General features: G+C 59.5%; 21 protein-coding genes. 7 read left to right on the plus strand and 14 right to left on the minus strand.

Annotated features, from left to right (window positions below):
* Positions 1-229: 229 nt before the first annotated feature.
* Positions 230-1,597: a tRNA uridine-5-carboxymethylaminomethyl(34) synthesis GTPase MnmE gene (gene mnmE / locus FYJ74_RS09350; protein WP_326830924.1), complete on the minus strand. Its 1,368-nt coding sequence runs from the start codon at positions 1,595-1,597 to the stop codon at positions 230-232.
* Positions 1,598-2,172: 575 nt separating this feature from the next.
* Here mnmE and FYJ74_RS09355 point away from each other — a divergent pair.
* Both FYJ74_RS09355 and FYJ74_RS09360 read left to right on the plus strand, forming a co-directional pair.
* A complete protein-coding gene (locus FYJ74_RS09355; protein ID WP_154529312.1) occupies positions 2,173-3,342 on the plus strand; it encodes a hypothetical protein in 1,170 nt (389 codons plus the stop codon).
* A 24-nt stretch (positions 3,343-3,366) separates the two neighbouring features.
* Positions 3,367-4,569, plus strand: a complete 1,203-nt coding sequence (locus tag FYJ74_RS09360) for a M20 metallopeptidase family protein (protein ID WP_154529313.1) — start codon at positions 3,367-3,369, stop codon at positions 4,567-4,569.
* 197 nt (positions 4,570-4,766) lie between these two features.
* Here FYJ74_RS09360 and FYJ74_RS09365 read toward each other — a convergent pair whose 3' ends face one another.
* A complete protein-coding gene (locus FYJ74_RS09365; protein ID WP_154529314.1) occupies positions 4,767-5,531 on the minus strand; it encodes a TVP38/TMEM64 family protein in 765 nt (254 codons plus the stop codon).
* Positions 5,532-5,680: 149 nt separating this feature from the next.
* Here FYJ74_RS09365 and FYJ74_RS09370 point away from each other — a divergent pair, with 149 nt between their 5' ends.
* Positions 5,681-6,232, plus strand: a complete 552-nt coding sequence (locus FYJ74_RS09370; RefSeq protein ID WP_229769454.1) for a J domain-containing protein — start codon at positions 5,681-5,683, stop codon at positions 6,230-6,232.
* Between the two features lie 93 nt (positions 6,233-6,325).
* Here FYJ74_RS09370 and FYJ74_RS09375 read toward each other — a convergent pair whose 3' ends face one another.
* Positions 6,326-7,510, minus strand: a complete 1,185-nt coding sequence (locus FYJ74_RS09375) for an amidohydrolase (protein ID WP_229769445.1) — start codon at positions 7,508-7,510, stop codon at positions 6,326-6,328.
* A gap of 286 nt (positions 7,511-7,796) precedes the next feature.
* Complete coding sequence (locus FYJ74_RS09380; protein ID WP_154529317.1) at positions 7,797-8,387, minus strand: GNAT family N-acetyltransferase; 591 nt, start codon at positions 8,385-8,387, stop codon at positions 7,797-7,799.
* A 172-nt stretch (positions 8,388-8,559) separates the two neighbouring features.
* On the opposite strand from FYJ74_RS09380, the gene FYJ74_RS09385 reads away from it, so the two are divergent.
* Together FYJ74_RS09385 and FYJ74_RS09390 are read left to right on the plus strand one after the other, a co-directional pair.
* Positions 8,560-9,438: a LysR family transcriptional regulator gene (locus FYJ74_RS09385; RefSeq protein ID WP_195838880.1), complete on the plus strand. Its 879-nt coding sequence runs from the start codon at positions 8,560-8,562 to the stop codon at positions 9,436-9,438.
* An 87-nt stretch (positions 9,439-9,525) separates the two neighbouring features.
* Complete coding sequence (locus FYJ74_RS09390) at positions 9,526-10,704, plus strand: amidohydrolase family protein (RefSeq protein WP_154529319.1); 1,179 nt, start codon at positions 9,526-9,528, stop codon at positions 10,702-10,704.
* A 242-nt stretch (positions 10,705-10,946) separates the two neighbouring features.
* Here FYJ74_RS09390 and FYJ74_RS09395 read toward each other — a convergent pair whose 3' ends face one another.
* From FYJ74_RS09395 to FYJ74_RS09405, 3 genes are all read right to left on the minus strand, one after another.
* Positions 10,947-11,186 (minus strand): hypothetical protein, encoded by a 240-nt coding sequence (locus tag FYJ74_RS09395; protein WP_154529320.1) that lies wholly within the window; start codon positions 11,184-11,186, stop codon positions 10,947-10,949.
* Entirely contained in the window at positions 11,147-11,470 is a 324-nt protein-coding gene (locus FYJ74_RS09400; RefSeq protein WP_154529321.1) for an OmpH family outer membrane protein, read from the minus strand. The genes FYJ74_RS09395 and FYJ74_RS09400 overlap by 40 nt, the downstream gene beginning before the upstream one ends.
* Before the next feature lie 191 nt (positions 11,471-11,661).
* Positions 11,662-14,133, minus strand: a complete 2,472-nt coding sequence (locus FYJ74_RS09405; protein WP_154529322.1) for a YadA-like family protein — start codon at positions 14,131-14,133, stop codon at positions 11,662-11,664.
* 499 nt (positions 14,134-14,632) lie between these two features.
* Here FYJ74_RS09405 and FYJ74_RS11895 point away from each other — a divergent pair, with 499 nt between their 5' ends.
* Positions 14,633-14,767 (plus strand): hypothetical protein, encoded by a 135-nt coding sequence (locus FYJ74_RS11895; protein ID WP_268233995.1) that lies wholly within the window; start codon positions 14,633-14,635, stop codon positions 14,765-14,767.
* Between the two features lie 107 nt (positions 14,768-14,874).
* Here FYJ74_RS11895 and FYJ74_RS09415 read toward each other — a convergent pair whose 3' ends face one another.
* The 5 genes from FYJ74_RS09415 to FYJ74_RS09435 form a co-directional block, all read right to left on the minus strand.
* A complete protein-coding gene (locus tag FYJ74_RS09415) occupies positions 14,875-17,193 on the minus strand; it encodes a hydratase (protein ID WP_154529323.1) in 2,319 nt (772 codons plus the stop codon).
* A 236-nt stretch (positions 17,194-17,429) separates the two neighbouring features.
* Entirely contained in the window at positions 17,430-18,788 is a 1,359-nt protein-coding gene (locus FYJ74_RS09420) for an MmgE/PrpD family protein (protein WP_154529324.1), read from the minus strand.
* 24 nt (positions 18,789-18,812) lie between these two features.
* Positions 18,813-19,319 (minus strand): LeuD/DmdB family oxidoreductase small subunit, encoded by a 507-nt coding sequence (locus FYJ74_RS09425; RefSeq protein WP_154529325.1) that lies wholly within the window; start codon positions 19,317-19,319, stop codon positions 18,813-18,815.
* 24 nt (positions 19,320-19,343) lie between these two features.
* Positions 19,344-20,603, minus strand: coding sequence for an aconitase/3-isopropylmalate dehydratase large subunit family protein (locus FYJ74_RS09430; protein WP_154529326.1), 1,260 nt, complete (start codon positions 20,601-20,603; stop codon positions 19,344-19,346).
* Between the two features lie 29 nt (positions 20,604-20,632).
* Positions 20,633-22,024 carry an MmgE/PrpD family protein gene (locus FYJ74_RS09435; protein WP_154529327.1) on the minus strand — a complete coding sequence of 464 codons (1,392 nt, stop codon included), beginning with the start codon at positions 22,022-22,024 and terminating at the stop codon, positions 20,633-20,635.
* Positions 22,025-22,114: 90 nt separating this feature from the next.
* Here FYJ74_RS09435 and FYJ74_RS09440 point away from each other — a divergent pair, with 90 nt between their 5' ends.
* The gene (locus FYJ74_RS09440; RefSeq protein WP_154529328.1) at positions 22,115-23,074 is read left to right on the plus strand and encodes a LysR family transcriptional regulator; all 960 of its coding nucleotides are present in this window, start codon (positions 22,115-22,117) and stop codon (positions 23,072-23,074) included.
* Positions 23,075-23,076: 2 nt separating this feature from the next.
* Here FYJ74_RS09440 and FYJ74_RS09445 read toward each other — a convergent pair whose 3' ends face one another.
* Together FYJ74_RS09445 and FYJ74_RS09450 are read right to left on the minus strand one after the other, a co-directional pair.
* Positions 23,077-24,954 carry a TRAP transporter permease gene (locus tag FYJ74_RS09445; protein WP_154529329.1) on the minus strand — a complete coding sequence of 626 codons (1,878 nt, stop codon included), beginning with the start codon at positions 24,952-24,954 and terminating at the stop codon, positions 23,077-23,079.
* A 123-nt stretch (positions 24,955-25,077) separates the two neighbouring features.
* Complete coding sequence (locus FYJ74_RS09450) at positions 25,078-26,598, minus strand: tripartite tricarboxylate transporter permease (protein WP_154529330.1); 1,521 nt, start codon at positions 26,596-26,598, stop codon at positions 25,078-25,080.
* Between the last annotated feature and the right edge of the window lie 4 nt (positions 26,599-26,602).

Raw genomic sequence — 26,602 nt, forward strand, 5'->3', positions numbered from 1 at the left:
GGCGTCCGAAAATCTGCGCACGACGCGGCGTCCTCTGATGCATTCGGGAACTTTCATATATTTCCACTCCTTGCGTTGTGGACGATTTCATCGCCCAACCCCGAGCCGCCGCCGGACGACCGCTGTGAATGTTCCACGTGGAACATTCTTTCTGATCAACGCCAGGTAATCCAGGAGGCACCGTGCGCCGGGCGTCCCTCGGATCTCCCCCCACGAAAGACTCCCAACGCTATTTGCCGATGCAGAAGCGGCCGAAAATCTCGTGCAGCAAATCTTCGTCGCGGTCGCCGCCGAGGATGCGGGAGAGCGAACGGCGGGCGTCGCCGACGCAGCCGGAGACGAGCGCCTGATCGAGACCGTCGCCGAGAGCTTTCAGTCCCGTGCCGACGCTGGCGATGGCGCCGCGCAGCTCCTCCACCTGACGCGAGCTGGCGTTCAGTCCCGTGTCGAGCGCGCCGGTGCCGGAGACGAGGCCGACGAGGGATTCTTTCAGCTCGTCGAGGCGCAGTCCCTCGGCCGCAGAGACGGAGATCACCGTACTGGCGGGGATCAGGGCCGTCAGCGAGGCTTCGCTGATCTGCTGCGGCAGGTCGGCCTTGTTGAGGACGACGAGGTGCGGCGTGTCGGCCAGCTCGTGGACGCGGTCCACGTCCTCCTGATGAAGCGGTTCGCTGCCGTCGATCACCCAGACGCAGACGTCGGCCTCTTTCATGGCGGCGCGGGCGCGCTCGACGCCGATGGCTTCCACTTCGTCGTGATAGTTCTCGGTGATGCCGGCGGTGTCGACGAGGCGCAGCGGGATACCGCGGTAGGTGAGCACGGCTTCGATGACGTCGCGCGTGGTACCGGGGATGGCGGTGACGATGGCGCGTGATTCCTTGAGCAGGGCGTTGAGCAGCGACGATTTGCCGGCGTTGGGGCGGCCGACGATGGCGACGCGGATGCCCTCGCGCAGGATGACGCCGGAAGAGCAGCGCTCGAGCAGATCCGCCAGCGACTGACGCACCACCTCGAGGCGGTCGGCCAGCGACTCGTCGGCGATGTAGGGCACGTCTTCCTCGGGAAAGTCGAGGCCGACTTCGATCTCCGCGCCGAGGGCGGTCAGTTCCTCGTAAATCTCGCCGACGGCGCGCGTCAGCTCGCCGTCCAGCGTGCGGTTGGCGGCGCGCAGGGCCTCGTTGCTGCGGGCCTGGATCAGCGCGCCGACGGCTTCGGCCTGCGAGAGGTCGAGGCGGCCGTTTTCGAAGGCGCGGCGGGTGTACTCGCCGGGCAGGGCCATGCGCGCGCCGCCGGAGATCAGCAGTTCGAGGCAGCGCTGCGCCGCCAGGCTGCCGCCGTGGCAGTGCAGCTCTACCAGATCCTCGCCGGTATAGCTGTGAGGAGCGCGAAACGGCAGCACGAGAATGTGGTCGATCACTTCCCCCGCCTCGTCGAGCAGCACGGCGTTACGCGCGAAACGCGGTTTCAGCGGCGCCCCGGTCTGAAGACGCACCTGACGCTGCGCGATCGCCCAAGCGTCGGGCCCCGAAAGCCGCACAATGGCAATGCCGCTGTTTCCCCAAGCCGTTGAAATTGCCGCGATCGTGTCTCCAAACACAACGGTCACCTCCCCGAAAGAGTCGCCTTGCTTTCCCGTCCGTGATTTCTCGATTTTATTATAGCAGCGCGCAAATTCATTATGACGATTCCTATTTAAAAATTCAAGAGGGAGGCGGATTCTTTCGCCGCGCCACCGGATCGGCGCCCCTTTCGGGGACGCAAGGATTCTCTTGACAACGGCGGCTCTTCGTGCTATAAAATGCGCCAAGCAATTCCCAATCTTTTGCAAAGGCGTGAACTTTCATGATCTCGGCAACCATCCATATCCATAACAGTTTTGACAACGGCATGTGGTGGCGCAGCGTGGGGACTCTCTTCGACGAGGACCGACGCGCTGTCGTGCTGCGGTCTGAATAAATCCGTCCGGATACGAAGAGCCGGTTCCCATTCATGCGGGAACCGGCTCTTTTTCGTTTATCTTCCGTTCGGCGTCTGGAAAGGGGGAATGTCCATGGAGCCCCGGTTGGCGGCTCAAACAAGACGAACATCGCAGCGTGCGGAATTCGGCGGCCGTCGTCGGCCGGACTTCACGGATCCTCGCGGGATCCCGTTCATCTCAGGGAGGTTTTTGTCATGCAGTTCACTCAGCTTCAGTCGATTCTCGTCGTTCTCGGCTTCTTCACCGTCGGCGATCTGATCGCCTCGCGCACCCGGGCGCTCGTTTCCATGCGCTTCGTCTCCTCGGGCATGATTCTCGCCGCTTTCTGGCTGGGGATGCCCGCGGACTTGTTCAAGACCACGGGGCTGATGAGTCTGGCGATGACGTTCATTCCCGTGCTGATGGTGCACATGGGCACGATGATCGACGGCCGGGCCATGCTGGCGCAGTACCGCACCGTGCTGATCGCGCTGGCGACCATGTGCGCCGCTTCGGCCGCCGTGATTCTGATCGGAAGTCCGCTGATCGGCATGAACTTCGCCCTCACCGCCACCGGTCCCATTTCCGGCGGTAACGTGGCCATGCTGATCATGAGCGAAGCCGCCCAGGCCAAAGGGCTGAACGACATCCTTGTGTTCATCACGATGCTCTTGATTCTGCAGGGTTTCATCGGCGTGCCCATCGCCAGTCTCTGCCTGCGCCGCGAAGCGCGCCGCCTCAAGGCCGCCTTCGCCGCCGGCGGGCAGGCTGCGGAAACCGAAGCTGAAAAGAGCGAGCGCAGAAAGCCGATCCCCGCGCTGCCCAAAAAACTGCGCACGCCGTTCGTGCTGCTGTGCAAGAGCTTTCTCGTCGCCGCCCTGGCCGTCGCCGCCGCGCAGGCGACCGGCAACCGCGTCCATCCCTTCGTGATGGCGCTCGTCTTCGGCGTCGCCTCCTACGAGCTGGGCTTTCTCGAAGGGCGCATCCTCGACATCGCCGCCTCCAGCGGCCTCTCCATGTTCATCATGCTTCTGCCCACGTACGTCAACCTCAGCAGGGCCACGCCGCAGATGGTGCTGTCGCTCTTCTACCCGATCGCCGTGTCCTTCGCCGCCGCCGTGATCGGCCTGGTTGCCTCGGCGTACCTGATCAGCCGCTTCGCGAAAAGCTCGTTCGACATGACGCTGGCCATCGGCGCCTGCTGCCTGATCGGCTTCCCCGGCACCTACATCGTCGCCGACGAAGTGTCGCGCAGCTTCGGCGACACGCCCGCGGAAAAGGAGTTCATCGAAAGCCGCATCATGCCGCAGATGCTCGTTTCCGGCTTCACGACCGTTACAATAGCTTCGGTGTTCCTGGCCGGCTTTCTGGTCAACTTCATGTGATCTCGAGAAAGGGAGAATAAAGTCATGGACAAAACGAAGATCCTCGCGCTGGCCGCTCAGGCCGAAGACGAAATGACCGCGCTCCGTCACGAGCTTCATCGTCACCCCGAATTGGGCTGGCAGGAAGTGCGCACCACCGACGCGATCGAACGCGAGCTGAGAAAGATCGGCTGCGCCATCCTCCGCCGCGGCTTCGCCGGCACGCGCTGCGGCATCGTCTGCGACGTCAATCCCGACTCGCCCGGCCCCTGCGTGGCCGTTCGCGCCGATATCGACGCGCTGGCCGTGGCGCGCGAGGACAACGATCTGGAATACGCCTCCGCCGCCCCCGGCGTCATGCACGCCTGCGGACACGACGCCCACGCCGCTTCGCTGCTGGGCGCGGCCAAGATCTTCAAGGCGCTCGAAAAAGAGCTGCCCGGCCGCGTGCGCCTCATGTTCCAGCCCTCGGAAGAGCAGGCCACCGCGCCCGGCGCCAAAGCCCTCATCGAAGAGGGCATGCTCGACGGCGTCGACGCCGTCATCGGCTATCACGTGCGCGCCGGCGCGCCCGAAGGCGAAATCCAGTTCACGCCCGGGGCCGCCACCACTTCCGGCGACATCTGGGAACTCGACGTCGTCGGCAAAGGGGGCCACGGCAGCCGCCCGCAGGACGCCGTCGATCCCACCGTCGCCGCCGCGCAGATCATCTGCGCCCTGCAGACCGTCGTCAGCCGCGAGATCCCGCCCGGCGAGCGCGTCGTCATCAGCATCGGTACGCTCAAAAGCGGCAGCGCCGTCAACGTCATCCCCGAAAAGTGCGAGATCACCGGCAACATCCGCACCACCAACCCCGATATCCGCGCCACGCTGCCCGAACGCATCGAGCGCATCGCCCAGGGCGTCGGCCTGGCCATGCGCTGCCGCACCGACTTCCGTTTCATCCCCGTCTATCCCAGCGTCGTCAACGACGAAGCCATGGGGCTGCTGCTCGAAGAGGCGGCCGGAGAACTGTTCGGCGCCGAAAAAGTGAAGCGCGTCCCCATCTCCTCCGGCTCCGACGATTTCAACTTTTACTCCGCCGAACGCCCGTCCATTTATTTCAACGTCGGCATGGGCGGCCTCGGCACGCCCTACGCCGCCGCCCACCACTCGCCCCAGTTCCGCACCAACGACGCCATCCTCAAAACCTGCGCCGCCGCCGTCGTCGCCACGGCGTGCAAATTTTTGGAAGCGAAAACGAAATAAAAGCGCCGATACGGCCGAGGCCGCCTTTTTCCCGCTCTCAAGCGGGTCAAAAGACGGCCTCGCGCCGTGCGTTCCGTAGTGTTATCTGCCTTTTCGTGAGGAAACGGCCATCTGCAAAGTGCCTTTTCGTGAGAAAATTTTACCAGGAAGGGCATCCCATCTGTTTTTGACTCGCTTCTTGTCTGGAAGGCGCTATTTTATTTCCGGCGCGGCTTTATGACCAGCGCGCGGATCTTTTCCTCGATGATCTCCCAGAAGATCCACAGCGGGATCGAAAGGACCATCAGCGCCGTGAACAGGACCTTCACGCCCACCGTCGGCCCCGAGGTCAGCTCGGCCCCCAGGAGCGACAGCACCGCCATGCCGGGAGCGCGCCCCAGCAGGCAGACCAGCGACAGCGGCAGCAGTCTCAGTTTCGTCATGCCGGCGATGAAGCACACCGCGTCGTCGGGCAGCGCCGGCAACAGGAAGATCATGAAGAACATCGTGTAGCCGCCTTTCGTCAGCAGCGAGTCGAAACGCTTCATCACGCCGTCGGGCACGAGGCGGCGCACGAATCTCTCTCCCAGCAGACGCGCCAGCAGCATGGCGAGCAGACTGCCCAGCGCCAGTCCCAGCGTCGTCAGCGCCCAGCCTTTCCAGAAGCCGAACACGAAACCGCCGGCCAGCGCCACTGCCTGCCCGGGAATCGGCGCGAACAACACCTGCAGCACCTGAACGCCCACAAAGAACCACGGCGCCGACGCGCCCTTGCGCAGCAGCAGGTCGCGAAAGCTCCGCGGGTCGGCGAAAAACTGCCCGACGAACGACTGCCATCGTCCGGCAACATCCTTGGGCAGCAGCCACAACGCCGCCTCATACACGGCGAACATCGCCGCCGCGATCGCGCAAGCGGCCACGACGACCGCCGCCAGCCCCGCCGCCTTGCGCCGCAGCAGGGCGAAAAACTCACTTTTGTTCACCGGGGCATCCTCCGTTCAGATATGCGCCATCCCCTCGCTGCGGGCGGCGGCAAACCGCCCCTGCGCCGGCGAAAGGATTCTTTTTCGCTCCATTTTACGCTACAATAGAGGCTGTTTCCCCAGCCTCCTCCAAAGGAGTGGTTTCCTTGATGCGTCTTGGACTTCTCGGCGGCATCGTCGGCCTGCTCTTCGTTCTCTGGCTGATTCCCACGCTCGTGAACGGATTTTTCGGCCTCGTCTGGTTCCTGATCAAGCTGCCGTTCCGCCTGCTTTATCTGATCGTCGTCGACGGGCTCTTCGGCCTGCTCGGACTCGCCTGGAAGCTCTGCAGCGGCTTTTTCGCCCTTTTCGGCGTCGTCGGCACCGCCGTCATGTGGCTGCTCATCGCCGCCGCCGGCGTTTGGGGCGGCGTCTCCCTGCTCAGCGTGTGCGCCGGCACTTCGCCGTCCCGCAGAAGCGGCCGCGTCTCCTCAGCGCCGCGCACGCCCGCAGAAAAAGTCTCCGCCGGGGCGCCGCGCTTCGCTTCTCGCCGGTGGGCGCTGGGGATTTTCGGCCTCGGCAGCGACGCTTCGCAAAACGACATCAAACGGCGCTATCGCGAGCTCGTCGCCGCGGAGCATGCCGACCGTCCCGCCTCCGACCGAGCCGGCGAACGGCGTCTGGCGCAGATCGACCAAGCTTACGAAATCCTCACCCACTGAATTATAAATCGTCGCGACAGCGCCGGCAAATCATTTTCCGGCGCTGTCGCGACGATGTCGGCCGCTCACAAGATCGCCGCGCTTCTCAAAGATTCAGCACGCCCTGTTCGGCAGGGCGTTCCGCTCGAAATCGGCCTTCATCGCGGCGCGCAGATCCGGCGACTGGAACACGTCGAGGCCGGTCATGGACAGCCCCTTGGCGGCCAGCAGCACCACCTCGTCGGCGCGGCGAGACACGGCGGCTTCGCGCAGCTCGGGCGTGTGGCCGCCGACGCCAGGCGCGTGCAGCGACAAATAGGGATGAATCGACGGCGTGCGCACCGACACGTTGCCGATGTCCGACGAGCCGCTCATGCGGTCGGGCTCGGGCCATGACATGGGCTCGCCCAGCTCTTCCATGTTGGCCTTGAAGGCCTCGTCCAGCGGCCGGTTCGGATAGCGCTCGGAGCAGAAAGGCGTATGGGCGATCTTCAGCTCCGCTCCGGTCATGGCCGCAGCGGCCCGCGCCAGACGCTCGAGATCGGCGTACATCGGCCTGAGCTGATTCAGCTTTTCGGCGCGCATGGAAAACGCGCAGGCGCTGAACTCGGGGATGATATTCGGGGCCGTGCCGCCGGCGGTGACGATGCCGTTGATTTTGCTCTTGTTGGGCCAGAGGTGGAGCTGAGCGTTGACGGCCGCAAACAGGTGCAGCGTCGAAGTCAGCGCGTTGACGCCGAGAGCGGGGCGCGAGGAATGGGCCGACGTGCCGTGAAACTCGACGAACACGTCGGTGACGGCCAAGCTGCCGGCGCCGACGAGATTTTCGCTGGGATTGGGATGGAACATCATGGCGCAGTCGAGCCCGTCGAACGCCCCGGCATCGGCCATGGCGATCTTGCCGCCGCTCGTCTCCTCGGCCGGCGTGCCGAAGAGGACGACCGCGCCCTCCCGGCCTTCCAGCGTTTCGGCCAGCGCGATGGCCGCGCCGCAGGACGCCGCGCAGATCATGTTGTGTCCGCAGGCGTGGCCAAGGCCGTTGAGCGCGTCGTATTCGGACAGAAAGCCGATCTGCGGCCCTTTGCCCAACGTGCCCTTAACGGCGCGGTACGCCGTGTCGAGCCCGCAGCAGGGATTTTCGACGACGAAGCCGTATTTTTCCAGCAGCGTCTTCTGCCAGGCCACGGCCTGGCGCTCCTGCATGCCCAGCTCGGGATGAGCGTGCACCTCGTGGCTCAGCGCGATCAGCTCGGGCGCAAGACGTTCCACCGCAGCGGCAATTTTCTGCTTCGGATCCATCATCCAACCTCCTTGAAATAAACTCTTAAAGATTATCCGATCGTATTTAAATTTTTGTTTCGATCCAGTGTCGTTATTCTACACGCTCCCGCCCAGTTCCGCAATCGAAAAGGCCATGACGACGCCGAGGTCTTCACCGGCGGCAGAGACACGTTCCGCCACGCAAAAAAACCGCGCCCCGAAAAATAAAATTTCGGAGCGCGGTTTTGTCGTTCTCGTCGCGGGCGACACCCGATCCGCCTCGGCAAACTCCCGATGCGGAATGTTATGGTGTGGGCAGCCTTTTTCAGGCGTGCCCCTGCGAACTCTCGGGAGAAGCCCTTCCGGTCCCATTCCCTGCGCCGCCCGCGGGCGCCCATTCGTAATAGGCCCGCTCGTCGGCTCCGACGCCGAAACGCACCACGCTTTTCCTGCCGGCGCAGCGGAAGCCCAGCTTTTCGCACAGCTTCACGGCGGGCACGTTGCCCGACCACACGTCGAATCTCACGGCGCGGCAGCGCATGCGGGAAGCCGTCTCCATGACGAAGTGCATCATCTGCGTGCCCAGCCCTTCGCGAAAGCGCAACGGCGAAACGCACAGCGCCCGCACGACAAGGACCGACCGCGGCGGAGCGCGGAACTTCCAGTTCACGCGGGCGTAGTCCTCGGGCTGCTCCCGGCTGATCGCCAGAGCCGCGTAAATTTTTTTGCCCTTGCCCTTTTCGTCCCACAGCGCGTACATTTCCTGCTTGGCGATGGCGCGGCGGATCGTCGTGCGGTTGGGGTAGACCCCCGACACCCATTTGGAGTACGCCTCGTGACGGCGCTCCCAGGCGAACAGTTCCATGTAGATCTGCTGCACCGCGTCGATGTCGTGTCCCGTCGCTCTTCGTATCATGCGGAGCTCGCCCCCTTTCGCAGACTGCGCCCAGTTTAGCACGAAAGGAGGCGGAAGGGAACCGGACGTGCTTCACCCCATGCCGGCGTCATTCTTCTTTTCCGTTTGGCGTAATAGCGCCGTTTGGAGGAAAGACTGCTACAATGAAGCGGGAAAAAAGGAGGCGAGGTGCATGAACGAAAAGGATTGGACACTGCTGACGGCGCTGGCGGCGGAAAAAAATCTCACGCGCGCGGCGCAGAGGCTGTACGTCACCCAGCCGGCCGTGACGCGGCGCATCCAACAGATCGAGCAGGAGTTGAACTGCGCCATCGTCGTCCGCGGAGCGCGCGGTGTCGAGCTGAGCGCCGAAGGCGAAGCGCTGGCCCGTTACGCCGCCGAAGAACTGCAGCGTTTGCAGGCGCTGCGCGAATACATCGACAACCGCGGCGCCGACGTGCGCGGCACGATTCGCCTGGCCTGCGCCAACGCCTACGCGCGCGCCTGCCTGCCGGGGATTCTCAAAGAATTCTCCGCCCGCTGCCGCGGCGCGGACGTCCACGTCGTCACCGGACACAGCGCCGCTCAGTCGCGCCGCCTGAGCGCGGGTGAAGTCCACGTGGCCATCGTGCGCGGACCGTTCGATTGGGGGGAAGAAAGTTTGCCCCTCGGCGCCGATCCTTACTATTACGTCGTCAGCGCCGCGCCCGTCGAGCTGGAGCGTCTGCCCGAACTGCCGCAGATCCGTATCACCACCGACGCGCCTCTGGAAGCGGAACTGCACCGCTGGTGGATGGAGCGCTACCGCCGGCCGCCGCGCGTTTCCACCGTCGTCGACCGTTCCGACATCTGCGTGGAGATGGTGCGGCGCGGACTGGGCTACAGCCTGCTTTCCGGGCTCGACGTACAGGGCTGCCCGGATCTGTTCCGCGAGCGTCTTCTCTTCGCTTCCGGCAAGCGCGAACTGCGCCGCGACACGCGGGCTTACTGCCGCGCCGTCTCGCTGCAGCTTCGCGCCGTCAGAGCCTTCTGGGATTTTCTGCGCGAACGGAGCCAGCGGAGCGAAGATTGATTCTCCCGTCCAGCCGTAATATTCTGAAATCGCCGCGGTATCTTCGCGCGGAAAAACGTCATATCATTCGAGAGGAGAAATCCGTTCATGTTGCTGCTGAAAAACGCAAAGGTCGTCACCGTCACGGGGAAAACGTACGAAAAAGGCATGGTCCTCATCGACGGGGACAGGATCAAGTCCGTCGGCGCAAGCGTGCGCGTGCCGGCAGGGACGAAGACGCTCGATCTGGCGGGCAAATGGGTCACGCCCGGATTCATCGACGCTCACACGCACATCTCCACGTTCAACGAACCGGCGACCATGCCGTCCGTCCTCGACGGCAACGAAAAGACCGATCCCGTCACCGCGCAGGTGCGCGCCATCGACGCGCTGAATCCGTTCGATACAGGCATCGAAGCCGCCCGCCGCGCCGGCTTCACCGTCTGCTACACCGGCCCCGGTTCGGCCAACGTCTGCGGCGGCATCGGCGTCAGCTTCAAAACGAAAAAAGGCGCCACCGTGTACGACATCGCCATTCCCGGCAGCGAACACATGAAGTTCGCCATGGGCGAAAATCCCAAGCGCGTCTACGGCGTGGAACAGCACCGCGCCCCGATGACCCGCATGGGACTGGCCTCGGTGATGCGCAAAGCGCTGTACGAAGCGCTCGATTACTCCGAAGAGCTGAAACGCGGCGAGAAGGATCCCCGCAGGAAGCCGAAGCGCAACTTCACGCTCGACGAACTGGTGCCGGTCGTCCGGGGCGAGCGCAAGTGCCGCATCCACGCGCACCGCGCCGACGACATCGTCACCGCCGTGCGCATCGCCGAGGAGTTCCATCTCGACTACTCCATCGAGCACTGCACCGAAGGCTACAAGATCCTCGACTTTCTGAAAGAGCACCATGTCGACTGCGTGATCGGCCCGCTGGCGATGGGGCCGTCGAAAATGGAGATCTGGGGCCGCCGCCTCACCACCCCCGCCGTGTTCGAGGCCGCCGGCGTCAACTTCTGCCTGACGCAGGACACATCCTCGGGGACGAAATACCTGCCCGTCTACGTGGGCATGTGCATCGCCCGAGGCTTGAGCGAAAAAACGGCCTTCGAGGCCGTGACCATCCGTCCGGCCCGTCTGCTCGGACTCGCCGACCGCATGGGCAGCGTCGAACCCGGCAAGGACGCCGACCTCGCCGTGTGGAGCGGCAACCCCTTCAGCAATCTGACGCTGTGCGAAAAGACCATCATCGACGGCGAAGTGTACGACAACCTCGAAAACGGTTTGGACTAAAGCCGCTCCGCCGGCGCCCGCGCACGCAGCTTCGAACAAAGACAGCCGCGGCGAAGCGGAGAAAAGCGCAAGCGTCATTAAAGAAAGCACGGCGGCCTGACGGTCGCCGTGCTTTCTTCGTTATAAGTCGTATCGTGTTTTTCCCGCTGCCTCCGCGGCTTTCGCGGCGGACTTTGTTCAAACTTCCGCTCCGTCGCTTCTCCGCGGCGGCTCCCGCTGCGCTTTCGGGCTTGCGTTGTCCGCTACTTCGCTTCGGGCGCGGGCGGCTCCGGTTTGTTCACCTTCACCGTGGGCAGCTCGGCGAACTTAGGCTTGCGCTTGTTCATCTCCTTCATCACGGCGCCGGTCGCGTCGAGCTTCGCGTCCGCGCCGAGCAACAGCTGACGGGCGAGCACCGCGTGGAACTTCGGATTCCTCTTCAGCCACGCCTCCACAGCCGCCGTCAACTCCGACTGCAGCGCCGCCGCTCGCTCCACCTCCATCTGACGTTCCAGCGCCGCTCGCCCTTACGCGATCGAGTTCCGCGCCTCGGGCGTGTTTTCCGTGCGCGGTACAGAGCCAGCAGCTCGTCGAATCCCTTCTGGAGCACCTTCTGCACCTCTTCCAGATGAGCCTGTCCCAGCTTGCCGGGTTCGGACTGACTGAAGAGCTTCTCCGTGTCCACCACGGCGATCTCCGTGGCGAATGCCGTTCCGGCCGCAGCCGCGAGCGTCACGAAGAAAACTATCGATTTCATCACGCGCTTCATTTTCATCACACGTTTCACTGAAAAACCTCCTTGGATCCATAGAAAATTCAAATGAAAAAACGCGAGAGAGGGCGGACTGAAAAAACATCCGCCCTCTCTCTTTTTTTCGCGCCGGCGCGGGACGAACGTCCCGGCGCCATGGCGCCGCTTTGTTCCGCTTATACCGTTCGCGTTGTTTGTGCTGCTCGTACGCGCTCGTACCGCTTGCGCTACTTCCGCTTCGACGCCCGCAGCAGACGCTTCATCTCTTCCATGCCGGCTTTCAGCTCCGCGATCTCCTGCGCCTGCGAAGCCATCTCCTGCGCCTGCGAAGCCACCCGCGCCTGCAGCTCGGCGTTCTCCTTCTGCATCACGTAGACGCTGCTGAGCGGGCCTCTGCGGTAGCGCTCGGGAACGGCGTCTTTGGCCGCCTTGCCGCCGATCTTCCACGTCAGTCCGGCGTTGGCCATCGACTCGCCGTGGTGGGTGACGGACACGCCGGCGTGGACCATGAAGTCTTCCTTCACGTAGTGCGCAAAGCCAAGCGCCAGCGCGTACTCGCCCTTGTAGGCACCGAATCCGGCCATCAGCTGGCTGGGTTCGAGGGGGTCGTACTGCATGGGTTTCAGGGCGCTCAAGGCCGAGCCGAGGGCGCCGGCGCTCTTGAGGTCGCGGCGCAGTTCGCCCATCTGGCTGGAGACGTCGCCGAATTTGCCGTAGATGCTGCCGAACTCGCGGTCAACGGCGTCGAGGGCGTCGCCGACGCTGTGGTAATCGCCGCCGCCGCCGATGGTCTTGAAGGTGTAGGAAGGGGCGGAGACGCTGCCGTCGGCCTGGGCCTGGGAACCGCCGCCGAGGTGCGCCGCGGTGCTGCTGGCGAGGTTCCATATCTGCTCGCCGTTGACGGCGTCGCTGCTGCCGGCGCTGATGCTGCCGGCGGCGACGTTCTCGATTTTGTGGTTCTTGGCGTCGAAGCCGTTGGCGCTGACTTTGCCGGCGAAGTCGGGGGCGTCTTTGACGGAGATCTTGACGGCTCCGCCTTCGTTGGCGAGGACGATGTTGCTGCCGGTTTTGAAGTTGAGGATGCTGTCGGTCTTGCTGACGGTTTTCACTTTCACGCCGTCGATCTGGGCGTCCCAGCCGGTCATGGCGACGCCGCCGAGCGCGGCGACCTTGTCGTCCACGGCTTTGACCTGGTCTTCGGTGGCGGCCTGTCCGGGGGTGATGTTCTCGGGGTCCCATGCGGTGTTGCTCAGGCCGTTGACGGTGCCTTTGCCGTCTTTGTTGATGGTGAGCTGGCCGGTGACGGCGCCGCTGTTGGGGTCTTTGACCTCGAAAGTGAGTTCGTTCCTGAGGCCGACGACGAATTTCGTCTCGCCGGTGGCGCTGTCGGTGACGACTTTGGTCTCGGTGTTGACGCCGTCGCCGGCGATGTTGAGGGTCTGGCCGAGTTTTTTGTTGACGCTGGCGCCGTCGTCGGCTTTGAAGTTCAGGCCGCTGTTCACCGCGGCGGCGGTGGCGTCGAGTCCGTTTTTCACGGCTTTGAGCTGGCCTTCGGTGGCGGCCTGTCCGGCTCTCGCGTTTTCGCCCCAGCCGGAGTCGAGGGCGGTGTTGCTCAGGCCGGTGATGGTGTTGGTTCCGGCGGAGCCGTTGATGTTGATGGCGCCGAAAGTTGCCCAGCCGTCGTAGATATGGGTCTTGGCGCCGACGAACACTTCGGTGAAGTGAGGGGTTGGGCTGAGGGAGATCTTGACGGCTCCGCCATCGTTGGCGAGGACGACGTTGCCGCCGGCTTTGAAGTTGAGGGTGCTGTCGGCCTTGGTGACGGTCTTCACGGCGGTTCCGTTGATCTGGGCCGTCCAGCTCTGCAGGGCGTTGCTGCCCGTGGCCGCGAATTCTTTCAGCTGCGCGACGTTCACCGCGTCGGTGTCTTCGGTGCCGGCGGCGACGCCGGTGATCTGGCGGGTGACGTTCGCGGCCGCGTTGCCCACGGCGACGGCCGCTCTTGTGGCTTTCCATGCCGGCGCGTTTGCTTGCCCGGCGGGGGCCAAATATCCGACCTTCCCGGCCCCGGTATTGGCCACCGCGCCGCTGCCGAGGGCGATGGAATGGGCCTGTGCGGCGACCGCGCCCGCGCCGACGGCGAAGGAATTGGCCGCGCCGACTTCAACGACGCCGCCCGCCGCCGCCAGGGAGTTTTCGCCCTTCGCCTGCGAAGAAAATCCCATCGCGGTGGAATATGTGCCGCTGGCTTGGCTCTGGTATCCCATCGCGGTGGAACGCTCGCCGCTGGCAACGGTCTCCCTCCCTATGGCAACGGCGTTTGTAGCTTGGGCTTTGGTGCGATCCCCCAGCGCCATTGAGTGAAAGCCGCTGGCTTCCGCAAGGAGTCCGATCGCCACGGAAGCGTCGGCGGAGGCTTTGGTATTTCTTCCGATCGCAATGGCGCTGTCACCGAGGGCTTGAGCTCCGAGGCTTATCGCGATGGACTGGGGGCCGTCGGCCTTAGCGTTCATCCCTATCGTGCCGGCGGCGAGGAAGTGTATTGACGAGCCCCCGCCGATTTGCAGCTGATCTCCGGTAACGACGCTGCCGAAAGCGCTCCCTACGTTACATCCCAGCGCCAACGTCAGCGCCAGGAGCAGCGCCGCCGCCTTCCGTCCGGCGGGCGACTCCCGCCGTTGCACAAGCTTCACTTTCATCTTCACGACCTCCTCGAATATGCGGCGCGCACGCGGCGCGCCGTTTCTCTTTTCCGCCCGTTCCGCAGCGGCACGGACGTTTCTGCCGACATACAGCGCGACATCATAAGAATGTTTACAAACATACCATACCCCCCCCCCGTGTAAAGATTACAGTCTGTATGTATCGCCGTCACCCCGCGGCGCCACGCTCCGTCCCGGAGGGGTGCGGCAGCTGGCAGATGCTGCGCCGGGGGGCTGTGCGCGCCGCGGGAAACGGCTTGAATCGCAGATTATTTTCAGAACTAATTTATCGAAAAACATCGTTGAAAATCAAAAACTTCATGAAAAATGTCGGGGTTCCGCGCAAAAAAAGAGTCTGTTTTCCATGCCTCCGGGAGCGGAGAAAGGGGAAACAGACTCTTTTTATTCACGTTTTGCCGGCCGGACCGGCCGGAGCTTCGCGGAAGGGACCCGCAAGCGGCGTCAGCGCTCCGCTCCGGCTGCCGAGGGGCGGCGCATGGGCAGCGTCGAACCCGGCAAGGACGCCGACCTCGCCGTGTGGAGCGGCAACCCCTTCAGCAATCTGACGCTGTGCGAAAAGACCATCGTCGACGGCGAAGTGTACGACAACCTCGAAAACGGTTTGGACTAAAAAAAGCGCCGTCCCCGGCCGGCATCGGGAACGGCGGACAAACAGGCGCGCGCCGCTTCGAACGAAGCGGCGCGCGCCTGTTTGTTTTTGCTCAACGGGGAAGTCGCTCAATTATTTTTCTCGTCGCGGTACGCGTTCATCAGGCAGCCGGCGAGGAGCATGTCCCGTTCGCCGCGCGTGACGCCGGGCAGCGACAGCGTCACGGGGAGGCGCGTGCAGCCGTCGAGCAGTTCGGCTTCGATCTCCGTGCCGTCGCCGTCCACGAACGCCCTCACGCCGGGGATGAAGAGCCAGGCTCCGGTTTTGAACCTGGCGCGGTCTGCGTCGCCGACGATCCACGGGGCCATGCCCCAGTTGACGAGGTTGCTGCGGTAGCGTTTGGTGGCGTACTCGCGGGCCACGTTGGCCTGGCCGCCCAGCATTTTCTGGCTGCTGGCGGCCTGCTCGCGCGCCGAGCCGTCGCCGGGTTTGACGGCGCAGACGAGGCTGCCGAGGCCGACGCGTCCGGCGGCGATCCCGGCGAGCTCGAGCAGTTTTTTCAGCTCCGCGGGCATCCCGCCGCCGTCTTTCACCGCCGCGGCGCGCGCTTCTTCGAGCGCTTTCGCCCGCTTGGCCGCGGGCACGTAATTTGGATCTTTGCGCTGCAGCGTGAACTCGGCCAGCTTGAGCGGGTTGCTGCGCAGCGACGAGGTCTCGCCGGAGGGGATCAGCTCGTCGGTGGTGGTGACGGGGTCGTCGATCACCGAGGCGACCAGCAGCAGCTGATTCTCCGGCAGCGGGGCGATCCCGGGCCAGGGCTTGATGTTGGGGCCGTAGCGGAGCTCCGTTTCCGGATGCGGACGGCCGAAGCCGTTGTAGACGCGCTTGGCGTAAATCTCGGCGTCGAAGACGTACGGCTCGTGCTCCGCGAGGCGGTCGGCGAACTCGAAAGCGCTGGTGAGCGCGCCGCCGTTGGCCGCCGTGGCGGCGATGCTGCGCGCGTCCATGAGCGCCACGGCCGACCATTGGCCGGCGTTGGGCTTGGAGCCTTCGCGGTTGGGGAAGTTGCGCGTCGTATGTCTGACGCTGAAGCCCTGGTTGCAGGGCGTCTCGCCGGCACCGAAGCAGGGGCCGCAGAAGGCCGGATAGTTGACCGCTCCGGCGCTGATCAGTTTCTGCATCCAGCCGCCGTTCATCAGCGCCTCGCCGACGGGCATGCTGGACGGGTAGACGCTGAGGCCGAAAGCGCCGCGGCCGGTGCTGCCGCCGTCGAGGATCTGCGCCGCGGCGACGAGGTTCTCGAAGTTGCCGCCGGCGCAGCCGCAGATCACGCCCTGTTCGACGTGGAACGTTCCGCCGCGCAGCTTGCCGGTCAGGTCGACGTCCAGCTCGGGGTTGTCCATCAGTTCGCGCGCGTCCCGCTCGGCCTGACGCAGGATGTCGCCGGCGTTGGCATTGAAGTCGGCGATGGTAAAGGCGTTGCTGGGATGGAACGGAACGGCGATCATCGGCTCGACGGCGCTCAGGTCGACGACGAGCGCGCCGTCGTAACGGGCCGCCGCGTCGGGCTCGAGCGGGGCGTAGTCCTGAGGGCGGCCGTGGACGCGGAAAAATTCGGCGATTTTTTCGTCGGTGCGCCAAATCGAACTCCAGCAGGCCGTTTCCGTCGTCATCACGTCGATCCCGAGGCGGAACTCGGCACTCAAGCTGGAGACGCCGGGACCGACGAACTCCATGACCTTGTTCTTGACGAAGCCGCTTGCGAACACCGCGCCGATGACGGCCAGCGCCACATCGTGAGGCCCGACGCCGGGACGGGGCGTGCCGGTCAGATAGACGGCGATCACGCCCGGCCAGGCGAAATCGTAGGTACGGCCGAGAAGCTGCTTGACCATTTCCGGGCCGCCTTCGCCGACGGCCAGCGTGCCCAGCGCGCCGTAGCGGGTGTGGCTGTCGGTGCCGAGGATCATGCCGCCGCTTTTGGCCGTCGTTTCGCGCATATACTGATGGATCACGGCCAAATGACGGGGCACGAAAATGCCGCCGAACTTCCGCGCCGCCGTGAGGCCGAACATGTGATCGTCCTCGTTGATCGTGCCGCCGACGGCGCAGAGGCTGTTGTGGCAGTTGGTGAGCACGTAGGGCACGGGGAACTTCTCCAGCCCGCAGGCGACGGCCGTTTGCAGCGCCGCCACATAGGTGATGTCGTGCGAAGTCAGCGCGTCGAACTTCAGGTGCAGCAGCCCGTCGCCACGATAGGAATCGTGCGCGGCGACGATGCGGCGGGCCATGGTGCCCTCGCCCGACTGAACGGGCAAAGATCCCTCATAATGCTCCCCTTCTTCAGCCAATCTCGCTTTCAGTTCGTCGTCTGAGAGCTTTTCAGGCTCAGCAACCAGAACTTTTCCGTTAAAGAGAGTGACGGACTTATCGATCAACGTAATCATAAAAAATTCCCCGCTTTCTTTTTTATGAGAGTTCGTTTCTCTTTATTACTTGATGGCACTATATCAATACCTTACAATAAAATCAAATGAACATTCTATATGAAAGTCCATACGTTTTTTGCATAGCACCTAAAAAATTCAATCATTTTATATTATAAATATATAATGATTTCTTTAGTAAGAACGCTCCTTGTCATAAAAGCCACTATGAATTTTTGTCTCTTCGATCAACGATCTTACGAAAGACTGGGCAATTTCTCTAACGTTTCGATTTTGAGAATTTCAGCCATCAGTTTTTGAGCTTTTCCCAATGAAAAACTCTCAACTGACAAGCCTATAAATTTGCCCTGTTCCTGTTCGGGCGACATCGGAGCCGCCTTGCTTCCCGACATATCGTCAATTTGCTGCGTCAAGACGCGGCCGTCTTTCAATGTAACCGTCACGCGGCTGCCCCAGCGTTTGGGGTACCGTTCTGTAAACAGCTTATCGGGAATGACCTTTGTGTTCTCGGCAATCCGCTTAATTTGCGGATCTTCGAGCAATTCGCTCCGAAACTCGGCCTGCGTAACCCTACCGCGCGCAAAGGCCGCCGCGCAGGTATAAGCAATGCTGAATTTGGCTTCGACATAGCTTGAGGGATAATGGGCAAAGCCGCATTGCAGAACGCCCACGTCATAGGTTTCAACCAAAGCGGACGCAATCTGTTCCGGGGCGATACGATATTTTTCGCGGAGCATCAGCGCGGCGTCAATCGCGTGATGCGTTGAGCGACAGCACGGATAGGGCTTTTTGTCGATGTTCAAAATCTCGTAGCGCATTCCAAGTTCGGCATCGACTTTTGACATATCAAAGCGATCCGTCACGGCCGCGTAAAAACCACCGTCTTCCGCATCAAGAATGTGCTCCGGCCCCGTCATGCCACCCTGCGCCAGCAACGCGGAAGTCAGGCCGTTTACAGCGGCGCGGGCGGGACTCAGCTTTTTACACGTAGCGCCCTCGGCCAAGAACGCCCAAAGGCCGGCCGACTGGCTTCCCCCCATTCCCAAAGCGCTCACCGTTTGATCTTCACTAAGTTTTAACAGGCGGGCAGCAGCTGCAGCAGCGCCAAACGTTCCGATTAGCCCCGTCGTATGCCAGCCGCGTTTGCGGTTGCTGACAACATCCATGCCAAGCCCGATCCGGGCCATCGTTTCATAACCGACGATAACCGCTTCAAGGAATTCTTTTCCGCCGATTCCGAGAGCGTCGGCAAGAGTCCACGCTGTTGTCACAATAACCGCGCCGACGTGGGATTTTGACCCTGTGTGGACATCGTCAAGCTCCAGCGCGTGAGCCATAATCCCGTTCAGCAGCAACGCCGCCGTCGGCGTCATTTTTTCGCCGTGCCCCCACACGGAAGCGGTAACGGGGGCGGAAGTTCCGAACCATTTTTTAAAACGCTCGCACTCGCCGGGAATTTCTCCGTAATGAACCGCGCCGAGAGCCGCACCCATGGAATCAAGAACGCAGTAACGCGCCGCGTTTACCACTGCTTCAGGCACGTTCTCAAGGCGGAAGCTCAGAATAAAGCGCGCCAGATTCCTCAGCTCGTTCATGATTAAGCTCCTGAACGGATCGGATTAGATATCAAGTGAATTATATTTTTCGATATAATTCAGCAGGCCGTCCTCACTGACAATCTTGATTTCCTTGTCTGAAAGAGTAAACGGCATTTTAAAACTCGGATCGTTCGGCTTCAGGATCACGCGGTTGGCGATGTCGACAAAAAGTTCCTCGCCGTCGGAGATTTTATCCGTATCGCACTCGATCAGGATCATGCCGTTATTGATCGCGTTGCGGTAAAAAATGCGGCCGAACGACTTTGCCAGCACGGCGCCGACTCCGGCTTCCTTAATAATCAGCGGGGCGATCTCGCGGCTGGAACCGCAGCCAAAGTTTTTATCGGCCACGATAAAATCGTCTTTTTTCACGTTTTTAATAAACTCGGGGCGCGAATCTTCGAGCAGGTGCTTCGCATACTCGGGCGGATTCGCTCTTAATGAAATCAAACGCCCGGGAGCGATCGAATCCGTGCTGACATTGCTGCCAAACTTCCACGCCTTGCCTTGAATGTGCTCACGAATCATTTTTATATTCTTCCTTTCGATCGGCTAGTCCATAACTTCGCGGGGATCGGTGATATGTCCGGTAAGGGCGGTCGCCGCTGCGGTCGCAGGGCTGGAAAGATAAATCCTCGCCGTGGGATTGCCCATTCTGCCCTTAAAGTTTCTGTTCTGAGTCGCCACGACCACTTCGCCGTCGCTCGGAATTCCCTGATGAACGCCCATGCACGGTCCGCAATTCGGCGCCTCGATCATAGCGCCCGCCTCGGCAAGGGTCAAAAGCGTGCCGTCACGCAGGCATTCATGATAAACATAGCGCGAGTTGGGGATCACAAGAAGGCGCACGCCTTTGGCGACCTTTTTGCCGCGAAGGATATCGGCGGCGATGTGCATATCTTCAATGCGCCCGTTCGTGCAGCTGCCGAGGTAAATCAGATTGACCTTCTCGTCCTCGCAGTTTTTCGCAAGATCGACGTTTTCAACATAATGCGGCTTGGAAACCAGCGGCTCAAGCTTCGTCGCGTCAATGTCGATCACGCGCTCGTAATTCGCGTCATCATCGGCAACGATTTCGCGGTAATCTTCCTCACGGCCCATCTGGCGCAAAAATTCGCGCGTATGGTCATCTGTTTCCATGATCGCGTTTTTCGCGCCAAGGTCAACGCCCATGCTCGTGATCGTAAGGCGCGCTTCCTGCGAAAGAGAGTGGATCGTATCGCCGCGGAACTCCAGCGATTTATAAATCGCCTGATCAGATTTAATGATGCTTGCGAGCTTCAGCATAATGTCTTTGGAATAAACGCCCTTGGGAAGTTTTCCCGTCACGTTGATGCGGAACGTCGCCGGAACCCTGATCCACGTTTTGCCGAAACGAGTCACCGCAACCATATCCGTTGAACCGCAGCCCGTCGCAAAGCAGCCGAACGCGCCGTGAACCGTCGTATGCGAATCGCCGATAATGCATACTGTGCCGCACTTCAGGTACGATTCATACACGTGAGCGTGAACGTGTCCCGTAGCCCCCTCTTCCCAGAAGCAATGATGAGAATTCGCGTATTCACGGCACAGCGCGTGCTCGTTTGCAACTTCGCGCGTCGACTCAGGGCCAAACTCGTTCGCAAAAAGAACTTTTTTTGGATCGAAAACCGGGTCTTTATCGTATCCTCTCTCCTTCATCAGACGGACAAGCAGAGGCCCCGAGCCGTCATGAAGCGCGGCAAAGTTTACGTTTACAACAACGGTTTCGCCCGCTTTAACGGATCTGCCCACATTTTCGCTTAAAATCTTTTCAACAAGAGTCTGTCCCATGTTCTCCTCCGTAAATTAGACTAAACTTTTTATTCCGACTGCGAACTCACAAAACACCGAATAAGTTCTTCCGCATTTGAAAGCTTATCGAAATCTTTAATTTTATTGACTAATGTCTGAATCTCATTTTTGGTGTAAAATGGAGTTACGTTACTATTGAATTTAGCAATAACATTCTCAATTCTTATAGGATTTTGTAGCGTCCCCAATTCATACCGCTGATCCTTGATATATTCATGCCCGTCTTTTGTCACGACCTTGAGCCAGCCGGGGAACCGACCGGGATTACGCTTGCTCTCATCAGCCACGCACTGAATCCGCGACATCAGATCGAGAACTGCGGGGGCTTTTGCGTACTTCATATCGACCTCCCACGGGCCGATCGCGCCTTTGATCGCCGCGATCGCCACGACGTACGGCAGGCTGAAGCGCATCATATAATCGCTCTGCGGATGAATCTTCGCCTCGCGCGGATCGCACACGATCTCGTAGCAGCGTTTTTCAATGCGGCACTCGGCTGACTGAATATCATCGGCCGTAAATCCGTATTCCTTCTGAAGAGCAAGCATACAATCGATAAACGAATGGGTCATGTGGCACACGGGGTACATCTTAAACGCGATCTCGGGCGTATGCCAAACTTTTCCGATGTCGCTAAATTCTTCCTGAAGGCCGTCGATGCCGCCCACGTGTGTTTTCCACATTCCGAACTTGCCTTCAAAAACCTTTTTCGGGCCGACATACCCGTGCTTGGCCATCAGCAACGCATAAATTGCGCTGTGAGCCCCCCAGCCCGGATGGATCTTTTTCGTCCACGAACCGTCGTTCAAAAACTCCTGAAGAGCCGCCGACTGGCTTCCACAAATGCCCAGCGCGTTGACCAGAGTTTCTTTGGAAAGCCCCATCAGCTTTGCTGCAACGCACACTGCGGCAAACGGCGCGACGATCCCCGTTCCGTGATAGCCGACATCGTGGAATCTCCCTTTTGCAGCCAAACCGAGGCGAACAATAATCTCCCAGCCCGCTACAATTGCCGTCATCATATCGCGCCCGGAGGCGTTCACATACTCGCCCACGGTCACTGCCGTGCTCGTCACGGCGGCGCTCGGGTGCACAATAGCGGCCACATGCGTATCGTCGTAATCCGCGCCGTGAATCAGTGAAGAGTTATACAGAGCCGCGTCGGCAAGCGAAGCCTTGTCCCTTCCGCCCCACAAAGTACAGCCAGCCGGGGACTTCAGCTCAAACAGAGCGTTCTTCACCGCCTCGGCATGAGGCAGTTTTTGGCACGACATCGCGACTCCGAATGTATCCATCAGGAGCATTTTTCCATAATCAATCACATTCAGGGGAATCTGCTCATACGTAAGACTCAAAGCAAATTCCGCCATTTGTTCTGATATTGTCAAATTTTCTGCCATCATAAGACTCCTTTTTCAACACATCAAGAATCATTTAACGTTCACGGCAAGGAGGAAACGTTCCGTCTCGGCAGAGGCGGAACAGGACACATGGAGCTTAACCTGCGCGAAATCAATTACGTTCTCTCGATCAAAAGCGAAGGCAGCGTCACCAAGGCGGCCCGCGCTCTGCACATTGCGCAGCCCTCGCTCACTCAATCGTTGAAAAAAATCGAAAAACGCCTCGGCGCGCCTTTATTTGACCGCTCTTCCGGCTCCATGCGCCTCACCTATGCGGGCGAACGCTTCGTCGCCGCCGGGCTCAAAATCCTTCAGATCTCGCGAGACCTTGAGAACGAAATCCACGACATCTTAAAAAACGACGCAGGGCGCATCCTCTTAGGAATCACGCTGTACCTCGGATCGTACATGTTTACCCGCATCAAAAAGATTTACTCGCAACTTCACCCCAACGTCGAACTTCAAGTTCTTGAAAGAACCTCGGCCGAACTTGAACGCCTCGTTTTATCGGGTGAACTCGACACGGCCATTCTTCCCTTTACGGGAACCGCCATTCAGGGACTCGCCTACGAACCTCTTTTTAAAGGGCAGGTCCTTCTCATGATGCAGAAAGGGCATCATCTTGAAAAATTCTTCTACAGAAAAGACGGCGCCCCCCTGCCGTACATCGACATCAAACTTTTAGGAAAGGAACCTTTCATTGAAAGCGCCGAAGGCCAGCGAATGAATCAGGTCGCGGAAAAAATCTTTGAAGCCGCCGGGATCAACCCGCCGATAGTCTTCAAATCCCGCAGCATCGAAACTATCAAACGCATGGCATCCGCCGGAATAGGTCTTGCCTTTCTGCCCGACTATTACCGAAATTTTATTGATAATCACACAAAGGCTTCTTATTGCCTGCTGGACAAACACTACATCCCGGACTGGCATGTTTGCGTCGTTTATCAGGATAAGAAGCCTCTTTCTCCAATCCTCAAGGAATTCACAAAAATCCTGAAAGCGGAATTTTTACACTTTCCGGAAAACTATTCTCCCATTAGGATTGAATAACGTCACGCTGCAACGGCTTTCTTACTCAGAGTCTTTTCAACAAAATACAGGAAAACTCCGATTACAAGGCCAATCACCGAGCTGATAGTTTCAGGCGCAATCAGCATTGCACCGGCAACAATCCAAATGACGCGGCGTAAAACTGACACGCGAGAGAGGAAATATCCCTGAAGGCCGACCGTCATGCAGAATACGCCGGCAACGCAGAAAAAGACAGCAAGTCCAATCTCCCACAAAGAGCCGATCATTACGAGCGCAGGCTGGAAAACCATGCAGAATGCGATTAAGAACGCAGGCAGCCCCATCCACCATGCGGCGTACCCAATGCGCGCCGACGAAGCTCTTGCAATCGGAGCGGCAGCAAATGCGGCCATAGCCACAGGTGGAGTAATCGCCGACATCGATCCAAAGAACAGAACGAACAAATGCGCCGCAACGGGAGGCACGCCTAAAGAGACAATAGCAGGCGCTCCGAGGATCGCTAAGATAATGTAGCAAGCTGACGCGGGAAGGCCCATACCCATAATGATGGAACACAGCATAACAAGGATCAGCAAAAGCCACAGTCTCCCGCCCGCAAGAGCAACAAGAATATTCGCGAGTTTGAGAATTAAGCCCGAGGTCTGAAGCGCAAGCAGAATCAATCCGGCACAAGAGCACGCCATAATTACCGTCATAGAACTGCGAGCTGTTTTTACAAGGATTGTAAGCCAATCTTCAGCAAGAACTTTCCGCAGTTCTTTCTTTGTAAGAGACAAAACGATCAGCAAACAGCAACAGTAGAAACAAGCCTTATCAGCCGGATACTGAAGAACTCCCAATACATAAACCAAAAGGACAAGCGGCGTAATGTAAATGAAACCGCTTTTTTTTATAACATCCTTAAACTTGGGGATCTCATTCTCAGGCAGCCCATGCATATTCAGCGACGCTGCGCGAAAATCCACACAGAGATAAAGCGCCAGATAATAGAGAATCGCGGGAATTGCAGCCGCTTTACAGACATCCCAATAAGGAATTCCCAGAATATCGGCCATAATGAACGCAGCTGCGCCCATAACAGGAGGCATGATAAGGCCGCCAGTTGAAGCCACTGCAGAGACGGCTCCTGCAAAAACGGGAGTATATCCGACTTCCTGCATCAAGGGAATCGTTATCGTTCCGGTTGCAACGACGTTAGCCACGGCGCTGCCGCTGATAGATCCAAATAAAGCGCTGCCGAAAATGGAAACTTTCGCGGGACCACCTCTCACTCTGCCAAATCCGCTATTCGCCAAGTCGAGGAAGAATGCTCCTCCGCCTAAAGAGTCAAGCAGTTGCCCAAACAGAAGGAAAATAAAAACCTGATTTGTAGAAACTCCTAAAATGCTGCTGAAAATTCCTTCCGTTCCCATATATCCCATCGAAATTAACTGAGAAAACCTTACACCAGGATGACGGAACATAGCGATGGGAACGTACTTTCCAAAATAGGCATAGGCAAGGAAAAAGATCGCTATTAATGGCATCGCAACCCCTGTGACCTTACGGGTTCCAAAGAGAACTAACAAAATAAGCGTCGTTCCAAAAACAAAGTCTTCCGTCTCAGGGAAAGTTAAACGCATTGGCTCCGCCATATCAAGCCACTGCCACGTTACGTTAAAACACACTGCAAGAGACACAACAGCAAGAATTATCCCAAGCAATAAAACTAAATTTTGATACTCGGGTTTCTTTGCCTTCGATTTTACAAGAAAAACAAGAGCCAGTCCCAAGCCAAGATGAATGCTTCTTTGCTGCATACCAGGAAAGGGCATTGTAGCAGCCGTATAAATCTGGAATAGAGTTAGAACCGCACCTACAAGGAGAATCAGTTTATCGCTCAATTTCTTTAATGACATGTCACTCGCCTCCTTGTTTCCTTATTCATCTTTTACGATTGACATAAAAGCGAGCAAAAACGATCGCTGCCGTTTTATTAAAACAACTTTTCTGCCCGCTCAACTACATTTTCTTCTGCGCCTTTACGCCGCCTTGCGCTGTTTGAAGAACTCTCTCGTCCTCTGCACAAGCGGCCAGATCAGGAAAATCGCGGAGAGGATTAGCAGGATCAGACTGATCGGGCGCTCAACGAACACTGCCAGCGAACCGTCAGCATAAACCATGCTCGACATCCAGTTGTTCTCCATCATGCCCCCGAGGATCGTTGAAAGGATCAGCGGCGCTTGGGGCAGGCCGAACTTCCAGAACAGATAACCGATCACGCCAAAGAAGATCATGACGCCGATATGGAACGGGTTGTTCTGATACGCAAATGCTCCCGTGACGCACAGAACAAGGACGCCGGCGGCAAGAATCTGCGGATTCAGCTTTAACACCTTCGTCGCAACGTGTTTGCAGAACTGAAGGCTCATCGGCAGCATAATAAGATTGGCAAGAATGAAGCCCACGATGATCATGTAGCCCATATCGGCGTGTTCGCCAAAAAGCTCTGGCCCCGTTTGAAGACCCTGAATCGTTAAAGCGCCAAGGAACAGCGCTGAGGTTCCGTTGCCGGGAATTCCCAGCGAAAGTAGGGGCACCATCGAGCTGGCCACGACGGCGTTGTTCGCCGATTCAGGAGCCGCGACGCCTTCGGGCACGCCCGTGCCGAACGGAAGGTCGGGACGCGATTTTTTCGCCTGATCGTAGGCAAGGAAAATCGCCATCGTCATTCCGGCCCCGGGAATGACGCCGAGGATATTCCCGATCGCGCTTGACCTGAGCCACGTGGGAAACAGGTGTTTGCACATTGCCCACGAAGGAACCGCGATTTTATCGTCTGTCACCGATTTTGCGGCTTCCAAAGCAATCGCCGCTTCGGACTTTCCTTTGCCGACGGCATCGCAGATCTTCAGGATCGAGAAAATCCCAAACAGCCCGATCATTCTGGGGATCAGAGGAATCCCGTCAAGCAGTGACGCATAGCCGAACGTATATCGGTCAAGCCCTGTCATGGGGCTCATGCCGATGCAGGCAAGCCAAAGGCCCAACGTCATCGATAGGAAGTTTTTCGCGATGTCTTTGCCTGCCATGCCGATAACGGTACTCATACCGAGAATGGCCAGCATAAAATATTCGGGAGGGCCAAAACGCAGCGCGAACGAGGCGAGGATCGGGGCAAAAAGCAGAAGGACAATGGCGGAGCTGATCCCGCCAAAGAACGAGCTGAACATGCAAAGGCTCAAAGCCCGTTTGCTGTATCCCTTCAGCGTCATCGGATACCCGTCCCATGCCGTTACCATTGCGGAAGCTGTGCCGGGAATCTCAAGCAGAACGGCGGGGATTGAACCACCGCAGGCCGAAGCCGTGTAAATGCCGACCAAAAGCGACAGGGCGACATGAGGATCCATTCCGAACGTTATCGGGATCAACACGGCGATGGTAATGCTGTCGTTTAATCCCGGCAGAGCGCCGACAACCAATCCGAGCGCAGTTCCTCCGATAAGAGCGAGGAGCACAAGCGGATTAAAAAACTGCTCTAACCCGAGCATTATATTTTCCATAAAA

This window comes from Pyramidobacter porci (genome assembly GCF_009695745.1).
GTDB classification, from domain to species: Bacteria; Synergistota; Synergistia; order Synergistales; family Dethiosulfovibrionaceae; genus Pyramidobacter; species Pyramidobacter porci.